At 51.4% G+C, this 14,171-nt stretch carries 8 protein-coding genes; 4 read left to right on the top strand and 4 right to left on the bottom strand.

From position 1 onward, the window contains the following. The first annotated feature begins 113 nt into the window (after positions 1-113). Positions 114-2,099, top strand: a complete 1,986-nt coding sequence (glgX, locus tag HMPREF2608_RS07450; protein ID WP_070826493.1) for a glycogen debranching protein GlgX — start codon at positions 114-116, stop codon at positions 2,097-2,099. 314 nt (positions 2,100-2,413) lie between these two features. Next, the gene (locus HMPREF2608_RS07445) at positions 2,414-4,894 is read left to right on the top strand and encodes a glycogen/starch/alpha-glucan phosphorylase (protein ID WP_070826492.1); all 2,481 of its coding nucleotides are present in this window, start codon (positions 2,414-2,416) and stop codon (positions 4,892-4,894) included. 129 nt (positions 4,895-5,023) lie between these two features. On the opposite strand, the gene HMPREF2608_RS07440 is transcribed toward HMPREF2608_RS07445, so the two are convergent. The 4 genes from HMPREF2608_RS07440 to ribBA form a co-directional block, all read right to left on the bottom strand. Beyond that, positions 5,024-6,517, bottom strand: a complete 1,494-nt coding sequence (locus HMPREF2608_RS07440; protein ID WP_063068231.1) for a surface lipoprotein assembly modifier — start codon at positions 6,515-6,517, stop codon at positions 5,024-5,026. Positions 6,518-6,632: 115 nt separating this feature from the next. Next, positions 6,633-7,598 (bottom strand): Slam-dependent surface lipoprotein, encoded by a 966-nt coding sequence (locus tag HMPREF2608_RS07435; RefSeq protein WP_070826491.1) that lies wholly within the window; start codon positions 7,596-7,598, stop codon positions 6,633-6,635. Between the two features lie 159 nt (positions 7,599-7,757). Then, positions 7,758-11,201 carry a TonB-dependent receptor domain-containing protein gene (locus HMPREF2608_RS07430; protein WP_063068229.1) on the bottom strand — a complete coding sequence of 1,148 codons (3,444 nt, stop codon included), beginning with the start codon at positions 11,199-11,201 and terminating at the stop codon, positions 7,758-7,760. Between the two features lie 254 nt (positions 11,202-11,455). Beyond that, on the bottom strand, positions 11,456-12,799 hold the full coding sequence (gene ribBA, locus HMPREF2608_RS07425; RefSeq protein ID WP_180947866.1) for a bifunctional 3,4-dihydroxy-2-butanone-4-phosphate synthase/GTP cyclohydrolase II: 1,344 nt from the start codon (positions 12,797-12,799) through the stop codon (positions 11,456-11,458). A 196-nt stretch (positions 12,800-12,995) separates the two neighbouring features. Here ribBA and HMPREF2608_RS07420 point away from each other — a divergent pair, with 196 nt between their 5' ends. Both HMPREF2608_RS07420 and HMPREF2608_RS11150 read left to right on the top strand, forming a co-directional pair. Further along, the gene (locus HMPREF2608_RS07420) at positions 12,996-13,598 is read left to right on the top strand and encodes a DUF4230 domain-containing protein (RefSeq protein ID WP_070826490.1); all 603 of its coding nucleotides are present in this window, start codon (positions 12,996-12,998) and stop codon (positions 13,596-13,598) included. Position 13,599: 1 nt separating this feature from the next. After that, positions 13,600-14,058 (top strand): hypothetical protein, encoded by a 459-nt coding sequence (locus tag HMPREF2608_RS11150; protein ID WP_084824603.1) that lies wholly within the window; start codon positions 13,600-13,602, stop codon positions 14,056-14,058. The last annotated feature ends 113 nt before the right edge of the window (positions 14,059-14,171 follow it).

Genomic DNA, 14,171 nt, shown 5'->3' with positions numbered 1-14,171 from the left:
AATCAGCTGAAAATTAAAAGATAGTGATATCAATATGATTCAAGGCCGTCTGAAAGATTTTCAGACGGCCTTATATTGGACACGAAACCAAATACATACTAAGGAATCATTCTATGACTGCCAAATCATGGCATATGGAGGAAGGCAAGCCTTATCCCATGGGCGCGACCCTGACAAGCAAGGGCGCGAATTTCACCTTGTTTTCCATCAATGCCGAAAAGGTCGAATTGTGTCTGTTTGATAAGGATAAAGAAACCCGTTTGGAGATGCCTTCGCGGCGCGGTTCGGTATTTTACGGATTTGTGCCGGATGTTAAGGCAGGGCAGCGATACGGTTTTCGCGTGTATGGACGTGAAAACGCAGAATACGGCTCATGTTTTAATCCCAACAAATTGCTGATTGACCCGTATTCTAAAAAAATTGACGGCAAACCAAGCTACCGTACCGCTGAAGAAATGGCATGGTTCAGGCCGGAAGATGAACGCGACAATGCCACCGTTGCACCGAAAAGCGTCGTGATCGGATGCAGCCGATTTAATTGGGCCAAAGATTGCCGTCCGGAAATACCGTGGGGCAAAACCGTTATTTATGAAGCCCATGTCAAAGGGTTTACCAAGCAGTTCCCCGATTTGAAATATGCAGGTACTTATAAAGCCTTGAGTGATAAACGGGTTTTGGCTTATTTGCAAGAGTTGGGGGTAACGACGGTCGAGCTGCTGCCGATTCATTATCATCTGGACGAATACCATCTTCAGCAGATGGGCTTGAGCAATTATTGGGGCTACAACACTTACTCCCATTTTGCCGTCGAGCCGTCTTATGCCGACAATCCTGAGCGTGCGGCGGCGGAGTTTAAACAGGCGGTCAGAGCCCTGCATCAGGCAGGTTTGGAAGTGATTTTGGATGTCGTGTACAACCACACGGCCGAACAGGACGACAAAGGACCGATGCTGTGTCAGCGCGGTATCGACAACACTTTATGGTATTGGCACACCTCTTACGGCAGCTATGAAAACTGGTCGGGTTGCGGCAATACGCTCAATATTGTCCGTCGCGATGTTACCCGTTGGGCGGCAGACAGCCTGCGTTATTGGGCTGAGGAGTTTCATGTTGACGGCTTCCGTTTCGACTTGGGAACCGTATTGGGACGCGAACCTGATTTCCAATCGTACGGCCGTTTTTTCCAAGTCCTGTATCAAGACCCGGTTTTGGCTGGTTTGAAGCTGATTGTTGAAGCATGGGACATCGGCGAGGGCGGCTATCACTTGGGCAATTTCCCGCAACCTTTTGCCGAATGGAACGGCCGTTTCCGCGATGATATGCGCGCGTTTTGGTCATGGGAAAGCGGCAATTTGGGCGCATTTGCCGAACGCTTGGCCGGGTCGTCCGATATTTTCAACCACAGCGGCCGCCACCCGTCCGCCAGCATCAACTTCATCACTGCACACGACGGCTTCACTCTGCGCGATTTGGTCAGCTATAACGAAAAACACAACGAAGCTAACGGCGAAAACAACCGCGACGGGCATAATGAAAACATCAGCTACAACCACGGCGTAGAAGGCGAAACCGATGATGAAGAGGTTTTGCTTAATCGCGAATACACCTCCAAAGCGTTGCTTGCCTCCTTATTTTTATCCAACGGTACGCCCATGCTTTTGGCCGGCGATGAGTTCGGCAACAGTCAGCAAGGCAACAACAATAGCTATTGCCAAGATAATCCGATTACATGGCTGGATTGGCAAAATGAGTCTTATTTGTTACGAAATTACACTCAAGAGCTGATACGCGTACGCAGCCAAATCAAATTGTTGACAGATGATTGCTGGTGGGAAAAAGAGCGGGTGCAATGGCTCAATGCCGATAGCAGCCCGATGACGGAATATTGTTGGCACAACAGGGGCAGTAAGGCGATTCAGATCGTTTTGGACGATGAGTGGCTGCTGTTGGTCAATGCCAAACGTAGTCGTCAGTTATTTAACCTGCCTCAAGGCAATTGGGAAATTTCTTGCGTACCATCTGAGAAATTTAATTACGAAGAATCAGGAAAATGTGTTGTTGAGCATATGGGGATTTGGATTTTACATAAAACAAATTAAATGAGAATTAAGTTATTGGTTGGTTAACTTTTTGATATTTTGTCGGTATTTGTTCATTTTTGGCTTGGTGGTATAAATTGAAAATGCCGATAAGATGATGAATGGTTTAATTGTTAATTGAATGTTTTATAAAGAAAAATATATCCTTTTTTTAAATCTTTCCGCTATAATCCCCTTAGTTTGTAACAAATCTACGCACCATTCCTTTCAGACGGCCTGTTGCTGTTGTCAGGCCGTCTGAAAACCGAGTTTCGTTGTTTTTAATAAAACCATCAGGCGCGTTGTCCAGTGCCTCACGCTAGAGAAAGGCTTCCATGGCTAAGAAAAAACTCCCCATCTCCGGTTACGATTATGTAATGCCTAAACCGGACGCCGAAACCATCCGCAAGTCCATCGTTTACAAGCTGATTTTCATCTTGGGCGTAGATCCGAAGGAGGCAACTTCACACCAATGGCTCAACGCCGCCATGCTTGCCGCGCGTGACCTGATTGCGGAAGATTTCCTCAAAACACGCCGCGCCCACATCGACAACAGCAAACGCATGGTTTATTACCTGTCTATGGAATTCCTGCTCGGTCGTTCATTTGTCAACGCGCTGATTAACGAAGGCGTTTACGCCGAATTTGAAGAAGCCTTCAAGCAATTGGGCAAAGAATTTGCCGATGTTTGCGAACAAGAAGAAGATCCGGGTTTGGGTAACGGCGGTTTGGGCCGTCTGGCCGCCTGCTTCCTCGACTCTTTGGCAACCCTGCGCATTCCGGCCATGGGCTACGGCATCCGTTACCAATACGGTATGTTCAAACAAGAAATCGTGGATGGCCAACAAGTTGAAAAACCCGATTTGTGGCTCGACCAAGATTTAGCATGGCAGTTTGCCCGTCCGAACAAACAATATTCCGTCCGTTTCGGCGGTCAAGTGTTGAACTTGGGCGACAAAAAAGAATGGCAGCCAAGCGAAGAAATTTCCGCTTGGGCATACGATGAAATCATTCCGGGCTATGGCGGCGAATGTGCCAACCCATTGCGCTTGTGGACCGCACACGCAGGCAACCTGTTTGACCTTGCCGACTTCAACCGAGGCGATTATGCCTCTGCCGTTCGCGCACAAAACAGTGACGAAAACATCTCACGCGTTCTGTATCCGAACGACTCTACCGATTCCGGCCGCGAATTGCGCCTGAAGCAAGAATACTTCTTGGTTTCCGCTTCCGTTCAAGACATTGTTGCCCGCCACAAATGCCGTTTCCCAAGCATCCGCACTTTGGCGGACGAAGTCGCCATCCATTTGAACGACACCCATCCGGTGCTCGCTATTCCTGAATTGATGCGCATCCTGATTGATGAAGAGGGCATCGCATGGACTGAAGCATGGAATATGTGCTGTAAGATTTTCTCTTACACCAACCACACATTGATGAGCGAAGCCTTGGAAACTTGGCAGGTTGACCTGATGGGCCGTCTGCTGCCGCGCCACTTGGACATCATCTTTGAAATCAATGCCTACTTCCTCAATGCCTTGCGCGCCATCGGCAACTTCGACGACGACTTTGTCCGCCGTGTATCCATCATTGACGAAACCCACGGCCGTCGCGTCCGCATGGCATGGCTTGCCGTGATCGGTTCGCACAAAGTCAACGGCGTAGCAAAAATCCACTCCGATTTGATGACCACATCCATCTTTGCCGACTTTGCCAAAGTGTTCCCAGAACGCTTTACCAACGTAACCAACGGCGTAACCCCGCGCCGCTGGATCAACATCGCCAACCCGGGCCTGACCAAATTCTTGGACAAACATCTAGGCGACGAAGACTGGCGTCTGCATTTGGACAACCTGACCAAGCTCAACGACAAAGTGGACGATGCCTCCGTACAGGCAGAATTCGGTGAAGTGAAAAAAGCCGCCAAAGAGCGCCTTGCCAAATACATCGAAACCGAGCTGGGCATCAAAGTTAACACCGATGCACTTTTCGACATCCAAATCAAACGTATCCACGAGTACAAACGTCAAGCATTGAACGTGATGCACATCGTTGACCGCTACAACAAAATCTTGGAAAACCCAGATTTCGATTGGCAGCCGCGCGTGTTCATCTTTGCCGGTAAAGCCGCTTCCGCCTATTACATGGCGAAGAAAATCATCCGACTGATTAACGACGTTGCCAAAGTCATCAACAACGACCCCCGTATCCGTGACCTGATTAAAGTCGTTTACATCCCGAATTACAGCGTCAGCCTTGCCCAAATCATCATCCCGGCCGCCGATTTGCACGAACAAATCTCACTGGCAGGTACAGAGGCATCCGGTACCAGTAACATGAAATTTGCCCTCAACGGCGCAATCTGTATGGGCACACTGGACGGCGCGAACGTTGAGATTTTGGAAAAAGTCGGCGCGGACAACTGCTATATCTTCGGTAACACCGTAGAACAAGTCGAAGAAATCCGCCGCAACGGTTACGACCCGTTGAGCTATATCGAGCGAGACAGCGACCTGCGCCGCGTCGTCAACCAAATCAGCCAAGGCACTTTCTCTCCGGAAGAGCCAAACCGCTACAACGACGTGTTGCAACCATACGGCGACTTCTATCAACTGATGGCCGATTTCCGCAGCTACATCGACACGCAATACAAAGCGGACGAGCACTACCGCAACGTATCCGCATGGCGCAAATCAGCCTTGATCAACATCGCCAACATGGGCTTCTTCTCATCCGACCGCTCCATCGCCGACTACTGCCGCGATATTTGGTACATCAAACCATTGAGCGAAAAAGAATTGCCCAGCAGAAATTAAGCGTTGAGCAGATAGCGAAAGCCGATACATCGGAAAGGTGTATCGGCTTTTTTCAGACGGCATGAAATAGAAAGGAGTAAAACAGTATGGTTGTATCGCTGTTTTAGCGTATTTCGAAATGACTCAATTTTAAAATCGATATTTAAAATTTAGTAACCATTCATTCTGACGGTAGCGGTAATGTGCTGTATTGCTATGGGAGATTGAGCGTCTGAAACGAAATTCAGGATACACGCCTTTAAGGTTCCACTGCGGAAAGCCCACAGCGGCTATCATTATGTATTGATTGTCGCGCCGCCGTTTGTTGTCGCTGACAAAACTTGCCGCATCATAAAGACTGCGGCGGTGAAGCAGGATGGCGTTGAGGTAAGTACCGCTTGAAAAAAAACTATACGCTCCCAGCCGTGTTGTATATTCCTTGCTGGAAGAAGATTTTTCGGGATAGGCTTTGCGTGTTGCATCAAAGTTGGCGAACAGGCCGCTTTTCGATGTGAGAGAAAATTCTGTCCCCGCGCCCAGTTCGTATTGTTTGTAGTCGGCAAAATAATCTTTGCTTTGTCCGCTGTATCCGGTCTTTTTCGCTCCAGCACGGGCATTGACACGCCAGCGCGGGGAGAGTGTGCGCGACCAGTCGGCATCCACACCCCATGCGCGGTAGTGGGTGTGGCGGTTGCGGAAGTCGTATTCGAAATAGGGCAGCAGGGAAAAGGAGGAGCGTGTGTCGGCATAGGCATATCCCGCGTACAGCGAACTGTTGTGATAGCTGTAATCCGGCATGGCTGTCGAATCTTTGTCTTTTTCCGTGTAGCGGTTGCCGTACAGTACACCGCGCACCAGTACACCGTGATGCCCTTTGAGCGGGATGGTTTTTTCGGCGGTCGCGCTATAGGATGAGAAGGTCGAATCCGTTGGCGCGGGCAGGGTGCGCTCCATCAGGCACATGCCTGAGATTTCCCACACGCATTGGTTGATGCCGTTGCCTTGGTTTACATTGCTGTTGTAGCCGTAGCCGAGGCTGATTTGGCCGTGCCAGCGGCGGCGTTTGCCCAGTTCGGATAGGTAGTTTTCCACGATGGGGCGGGTTTCAGCAGGAATATCCGTTTTCAGAACTTTCTCAAACGCGGCGGCGGACTCTTTGTTTTGGTTGTCTTCGGCATAAAACCGCCCCGCTTCGAGCAGCAGGCGGGGGTTGTCGGGTTCGGCTTCCAAGGCCGTCTGAAAACTGTTCCCCGCCGCGTGGAAATCCCCTTCGTCCCGTTTTTGCAGCGCATCGGCCAAATGAATCAGCGCGGGTTTATGCTGGGGCAGTTTGGCGTAGCGGGCAGCGAACTGGCGCACCTTGTGCCACTGCCGCGCGTTGAGGGCGTGGTAAATCGCGCTTTCCAACTCTTCCGCCGTGTCGCCGACTTGGTAGACTGTACCGTCTATCATGATGTAGTCGTCGTTTTCTCCTACTTCCCCGTGTGCCTGCTCCGTGTCCAGCCAGCCACTTTCGCGGTATTGCTGCGTTTGGCGGCTGCCCTCGTCCAGCAGGCGGCGGCGTTCGTCTGCGGCATCGTCGGACGGGGCGGCAAGGCAGACCGTACAGAGCGGTAGAAAAAGCAGGCAGAAGTGGTGTTTCATGGGATAGGGTCCTTTGGGCGGGGAGGCCGTCTGAAAGAAGTCAGATTCGATAAAACCAAAGCGGGATGCAGACTATGGTCAAGCTGCATCCCGTTGTATTCTTGACAATTTGGGCTTATTGTTTGCGACCGCCGAAGGCTACATCTTTATCTGCTCCCGCGCGATCCACGATACCGGCCAAGGCTTCCGCACTGTTGCCGTAGAAACGGCCGGTAATATGTTCGTTCACCTTGCCGTTGTCAAATGTGCCGTTGCTCCGAATATTGGTACCGGCGAAATTTACACTGTCACCTGGACGGGAGATACTGCCTGTCAGTGAACCTGACCCTGTCCCGTAATTAGCGGTAAGTGTACCGGTGTAGAAATCGTTGCGGCCGGGAGTGTGTTTGTTCACGCCCAATACATTGTATTTAGCATTAACGAGCTTCGGCATATTTCGGGTCGGATTGTCGCCTACATACCAAACGGTGCGTTTGCCGTCCGCCATATTCAAATCCGTACTGTTTTGCGGCGGATTGCCTTTGCGCGGTGCCCATTCGCCGAAGAACACGTTGCCGTCGCTGCCGTTCATACCCGGCACCTTGGCGATGACTAGGCCGCCGAACTTGGGTGCGGCGGGAATGGCCGGGTTGGCCATCTGGCGCACGCTGTATACTTCGGTGTTGTTGTGGCGGTTTTCATACCACACCTGTCCCAACGGCGGATTATAGAACCAGCCGATTACCGGTTTCACATCCTTTAAGGTCAGATAATGCGGATTGCGCGAGCCGTCCACATTGGCATAGGGGTCGTTGCCGTTAATCGGAACTTTCTGTGTGCCCTGTTTATATTTGATACCGATATGTTTAACCGGGCCGTCTTCCAGATTGATGGAGTTTGACCAACTATGGCCGTTGTCGGTACTGAATGCTAAGCCTGCCTTGCCAGCACCGAAGGGCTGCCAACTGGAGGTACCTGGTTTGACCGTTATCCAATAGCCATCCTTTCTTTTTTGACTTGAACCACCTTCCGGAGCGGCGACGGCTGCGCCAAAAACACCGCACAGCGTCGCGGCCAACAGGGTTTGTTTGAAGATAGACATGATAAGTCTCCTTTTAAACATTAAGTGAATAACAACAAACATCCGCTTTATTGCCGCCGGCTGGCGGAAAAAACGGCAAAAAGCCTTCCCCTGCGGGGCGGTTTGGTTTGTGTATCCCTATGTCCGGCGCGTTTGCCGCACCTGTCGTTATCCGTCCGGCTAAAATTTCGCCGTCAGCCCGAAGGTAACCGTCCTGCCCGGCCCGGGGGCGGGCACGTTGGACATCGGGTCAAGGTAGTAGCGGTTGGTCAGATTGGTAATGCCTAAGTTGACGTTGAGGTTTTTGTGCACCTGATAGCGGCCGTACACGTCCCATGTCAGCGAGGGGTTCCAATGGTAGGGCTTGCCGGTGCTGTTGAAGATATGCCCCAAACCCCGCTTCAACAGTTGGTCGTATTGCTTGGTATTGACGCGGCTGTGGTAGATGCCGCGCAGGCCGAATTCGAGTTTCTCGCCCAAGGCGCGCATGCCCGCATCAAGGTTGACCGAATACTTCGGCTGCAGTGCCTGGTAGCCGCGCGTGCTGCCGTAGCCCCCTTCGATGCAGACCGGTATGCCTTTGTAGCCGTAGGGGTCGAAATCGAAGGCCGTGTCGCGGTCGCACATCTGCTGTTTCAGGCGGTAGGTCGCGCCCAGCGCGGCGAAGAAGCGGCCGCTGTCGATGCGGCCCTGCCATTCCAGCCCGGCGGTATCCTTGCTGTCGTATTGCACGGTGCGGAAATGGTCGGTGGTCTCGATTACGTTCCGGATGCGGTTGCGGTAGTAGGTCAGGCGCATATCGCCTTGGCGCAGCCGGGCAAAGTGCGGTGCGAAGTTAAAGTTGTAGCCGATTTCCAGGCTGCGGCTGCGTTCCGGCTTGAAGCGGAAATTCGGCGCTTTGGGCGATCCGACATAGTCCAGGTCGTTGTAAAAGCTGCCGACTTCGTACACGCTGGGGAAGCGGGTCATCTGCGCGTAGCGCACGAATAAGCGGTTGTTGTCGGTCAGGTCGTAGCTGACGGCGACGGTCGGCGCCCAGGCATGGGCGCGTATCGGTTTGGGCTGCGCCCAGTATTGCTCTTCAGTGTAGTGTTTATTGATAATCTTATGTTCTGATCCGGTATCACCGCCGGTTTCCGGATAACCGACACCCATGTTGGATAGTTTTCCTGCTTTGTAATGATCAAGACAGGTTATTACGCTATTTCTTATACAGTTCTCAGAATTCCCCAACCCTGCCCAATATCGGTAATGTGACTGATTCAATCCCTGTGGATTGGCAACCTTTTCCTGATAATTTTTCACAAAATCATGGAAATGTTCGGGCAGCGAACCGCTGTCCAGCTTGCCGTTCACAAACGGCACATATACGGGGCGCACCCGGTACAACGGATGATTTTGAGAATTATTACCATAATAACCTGTACCGTCACCATAAGCAAGCCCGTCACTGCCGATATATTGATACTGGTCGTATACCTTATATTCCGAACTATTATACTCTTTCGGCAGTTTATAGCGTGCGCCGTGCGCCTGCATAGCCCGGTTGGCGGCGGCGATGGCGGCATCATCGCCTGACTGGTGGGCACGTCGGCTCTGTTCGGATACCGCGTCCCAATCGCGCCGCTCCCGATCGCCAACCAGCTCGAAATATGGGATGTACACACCGTCCGAATAAGTGCCGCTGTCGCCACCTCCGGCCTGATAGCGTGGGTCGCGGCGGGCGCGGCCTTCGGCCAGGGCGGTATCGAAGCCCCTGAAGTTGTGGTAGCGGATGCCGGCGGAGATTTTCAAACGGTCGGTGGCCTGCCAGTCGAATACCAAGTTTGTTCCCCATTCGCGCCGTTTGCCACCGCGCGGGCCGGCGATTTTCGTCATGCCGGTGGCCATGCCGGCAAGATTGAACAAATCCTGAGAGTTAACCACATCCACTTCTTCCTCAAGCTTCTCGTTCTGATAGTCGGCGGACAGGGTCATGTTCAGGCGCGGGTGTAGGCGGAAGCGGTTGTTGAGGTCGAAGCCCGTACGGCTGACGCGGGTTTTCTGTTCTGCTCCGGAAAGCACACGGTATTGTCCGTTTTCGTTGGGCAGGATTTTCATCACTTCTTCTTTGCTCAAACCGTTGATGCCGTAATCGTTCAGCAGGCTGCCGCAGCTGCTGTAGTTGTCAGCATAATCTGGCGGAAGTTGTCCGCGTTTGGTACACCAGTACCAGGCATCGTAATAGGGGTCGGGGCGGGCGGCAGACAAATCCATGCCGCCGCTCTGGTGGCGGGTGGAGTTGGTTTTGATGCGCCACAAGTTGGCCTGCAGGTCTATCCAGCGGCTGTTTTCGGGCTTCCAGTCCCAGCCGAGTTTGTAGGTGTCGGTGCGGATATTGGAATCGATACTTTGCATCTGCGGCGACAATGATCTGGGGCGGCTGCTGGGGTTGTGCTCTTCCATATTCATCACATAGGTGGCGTGGAAGGGGTTGATTTCGCCGAAGCGCACGTCGGTGCGCATATACTGCCAGCCAAGTTTATGGTTGCTAGGCAGATGCCAGTTGTTTTTCAGCAGCAGGGTTTTGGTCCTGATGTTGCTGTTGAACACTTCCACACCGGGGTGGTAGACCTTGGCCATATTGGGCACGAAGGTGGCGGAGTTTTTGCAGTCGAATTCGCTGCCGCCTTCATCGCCGCATTTTTGCAGGTCGTATACCGGATTGTGCAGGTAGCCTTCCGCATCCTTGCGTCCGGCAAAGTAGTTGCCCTTGTCGCGGTAGCTGTAGGCGGCCAGGCCGTCTGAAAGTTCGGTTTTGAAGGCGGCGGCGGCCATATAGCTGCGGTCATTGCCGAAACGCCAATTGTCGCGGCCGCTTTTATGTTTGGGCGGGGTCAGGCCGTCAGCCACCAAGGCCTGCGGGCTTTGTTTGCCGGTATGCGGGTCGACGCCGCCGCCCGCGCCGTCGGCCGTCGCGCCGAAAGGCAGGGTTCGGTAGTCTTCCCAGCCCAGCCATTGGTTGAGGTTGTTGGCCTGTTTGTTGCTGTTGTTGGAGAACTCCGTTTTCAGTTGGAAGCCGAATTTTTTCCCTTCGGGGATGATGTCGGCGGGTTCGATGGTGCGGATGGTTACCGCGCCGCCGACGCCCGATTTCACGCCGCGCGTGAGGGCGGGGCTTTTTTCCACCGCGATGCTGCGGAATAGGGCGGGGTCGAGGTAGTTGCGGTCGCCCACGCCGTAGTTGTTCATCCATACGTCTATGGTTTGCTCTGTACCATCCACAGTAACGGGGATGCGGCCCTTGCCGGTGATGCCGCGTATGTTGGGCGTAATCGCGCCGCCGGCGGTGCGGGTGTTCATGTTGTACACGCCGTTTAAGCCTTTGAGTACGTCGCCGGCGGATTGGACGCGGTAGCGTTCGAGGTATTCTTTGCCAACATAGGCGTTGGAGACGTTTTTGTAATACACGTCGTCCGCGCCTTTTTGGTCGTTGGTACGTTTGCCACTGACAACAACGGTATCCAATTCTTGGTATTGTTTGGGTTGAGCTGAGGTTTCGATGGCATTAGCAACGGTTAATGTACTGAATGCGCTGGCAAGGCTGAGAATAATTATTTTGGGTTTGGGAGTAAAAGTAGACATAGTTTCTCTTTGTTAAGAACTTAATATAAGAGGTTAAAATACTCTTTTATATAAAAAATATAAAATTTTTAAATATTATTAATATTTATATCATAATTGATTATTCTTATCATTATTGAAATAATCTAATAAATAGTCGTTTTTATCATAATTTTATTTGGATAATATTCAGATAAATAGAAATATGAAAAGGCCGTCTGAAAATGTTCAGACGGCCTTTTGTTTCATTTACTTTGAGAATCAATCAAGCAAGATTATTTTTCAGCTTCTTCAAAACCGACGACTTCTAAGCCGAAGCCGGTGAGGCCGGTGAAGGATGATGGCTGGCCGAGGACGCGCAGTTTTTTGACGTTGAGGCCGGCGAGGATTTGTGCGCCTATGCCGTAACTTTTGCTGTCCCATTTGTAGGCTTGGTTTGCGCCTTTGGGCAGGGTGCGGTCGAGCAGGGTGGCGCCGTCTTCGGTACGGTGTAGGAGGATGACTACGCCGCTTTCGGCTTGTTGGATGCGCTCAAGGGCTTTGGGCAGCGACCATGAATGGCGCGGATTGGCTTGGATGAAGTCCATGACGCTGAAGGGTTCGTGGACGCGGACGAGGGTTTCTTCGTCGGCGGTTGGTGTGCCTTTGACGAGGGCGAGGTGGGTTTCGCCGGAGAGTTTGTCGACGTAAACGTGTTGTTGGAACTCGCCCCATGGGGTTTGTACGGGTGCGTTGCCCATGTCTTCAAGCAGGCTTTCGGTACGGCTGCGGTATTCGATGAGGTCGGTAATGGTGCCGATTTTGAGATTGTGTTCTTCGGCGAACTTCATCAGTTCGGGCATACGCGCCATGGTGCCGTCGTCGTTGATGATTTCGCAGATGACAGCGGCGGGAATCAGGCCGTTCATTTGTGCCAGATCGACGCCGGCTTCTGTGTGTCCGGCGCGGACGAGTACGCCGCCTTTTTGGGCGCGCAGTGGGAAGATGTGGCCGGGTTGGACGATGTCTTCAGGTTTGGCGGATGGGGAAACGGCGGTTTGAATGGTCAGGGCGCGGTCGGCGGCAGAAATGCCGGTGGTAATGCCGTGGGCGGCTTCGATGGAGACGGTAAAGTTGGTGCCGTATTGTGCGCCGTTTTTCTGGGTCATCATGGGCAGGCCGAGTTTTTCGACCATTTCGCCGTTCATCGGCAGGCAGACCAGGCCGCGTGCGTTTTTGATCATGAAGTTGATTGCTTCGGGGGTAACGAATTGGGCGGCCATCAGCAAGTCGCCTTCGTTTTCGCGGTCTTCGGCATCGGTGATGATGACCATTTTGCCGGCTTTGATGTCTGCTAGGATTTCGGGGATGGTGGAGATGTGGGACATGGTATTTCTTTCTTGGCTGATGGTGGGGGTGTGGCGGTCTTGGTGGTCTTGATCCAGCCACATGTCAGGCATATTGGCTGTCTGCTCGATTTTTCGGGCTTTTTTCTCGCCGAAAGATTTGTTTTTCAGCAGGGCGGACAGCTCGCCTTGGTTGATGGCGATGGCTTGGGCAAACTTGGTCTGCTGGCCGTTGTGGTGTTGTGTTATCCATTGCCGCAGGTTGTGGCGGCGCAGGTCGGTGGTATTCATGATGAGATGAAATTGAATTGTGTGTAATGGATTGTAGTCTTGTCTTTACCAAAAGGCAAACTTTGTTTATTGAGATTTTTTTATTACTTTTTGGTAATAAGTTTTAATGTTTCAGACGGCCTGGGTATGGCTTGAAATTGACGGTTTTGGGAGAATATGGGGAATGTTTTGATGATTATTTTAACGGGGGATATTTGAAATGAAAATGTTTGGGCGCGGATTGGTCGTGCTGGTGTTGTGTGCGTTGACGGCTGCAGGCGGCTGGTTTTATGCCCTGCATGGTCAGAACGAAGAACATCAGGTTTTGTCCCGTGAGGGGGTTTTGATGCAGATTAAGCAGATGAACCGCTTGGAAAGTACGGCATTTTATATCGATACGATTATCCGTACGGAGAAAAAAGGGGATTGGCGCAGGCTTTGGCAGGATTCTCAAAGCGGTATTTTTATTGTGCGCGGTAAGGTGTTGGCCGGTTTGGATTTGGACAAGTTAGGCGCGGACAATGTCAATATTGTGGACGACAAGGTCTTAATCAGCCTGCCGGCGGTGGAAATTTTGAGCGTGGATTTGGAAAATATCGAAGTGTACGATATTCAGACCGGCTCGTTTAATTTGCTGCCTATGGATAAGTCTGTATTTAAGACGGTGCAGGAAGAGGCGAAACGGCAGGTATTGCAAAGCGCGTGCAAGGCTGAGATTTTGGAACATGCCAACCGTCAGGCGCAAACGCAATTGGAAAACTTATTTGCATTAACGCAGACGAAGGTATCTGTCTATCCGGCTGCGGTAGGGAAGTGCGGTTAATATGCGTTATCTTGACCGATTGATTGAACATTGTATACAAGCAAAAAAGCTTGTACCTGACCGTACCTTTGAATTTACAACGTTGGAACAATTGCCCAGTCATGGATGCTTTATTTATGTTATCCAACAGATTGAAGGCGACATTAATACAACTTTTCAGCAATTTCAAAATTTTCGCTTACTTAAAACACATGCCTGCGCAAAATTAAATCGCCCAAGTCAGGTTCTATACGTAGGGTCTTCACGCCACAGTATTCGGAATAGATTGGCACAGCATTTGGGCTTCGGGCATAAAAGTACCTATGCATTGCATTTAAATCAATGGTATCAAGGCCAATATAAAATAACGATTCATCAATATGCCGATACACTTCCCTCTGATGTGCTGCAATTGATTGAAGACGATCTTGCTGATCAATTACAGCCGGCATTTGGTAAATCAGGTACCAACAATAAATAGCACGCATATGAGTGTAGAACATGTAATAGCAAAGATTGACAGGGTTTGGCTCAATTGTTATTTTGCCGCCATTCTCCCATTTTGCTGTATTGTTCATGCCAATAGATTGCTTG

The sequence above is a fragment of the Neisseria sp. HMSC064D07 genome, assembly GCF_001837185.1.
Taxonomy (GTDB): Bacteria; Pseudomonadota; Gammaproteobacteria; order Burkholderiales; family Neisseriaceae; genus Neisseria; species Neisseria flavescens_C.
Note: the sequence above shows the minus strand (reverse complement) of the source record. Positions and strands in the feature narration are given on the sequence as shown.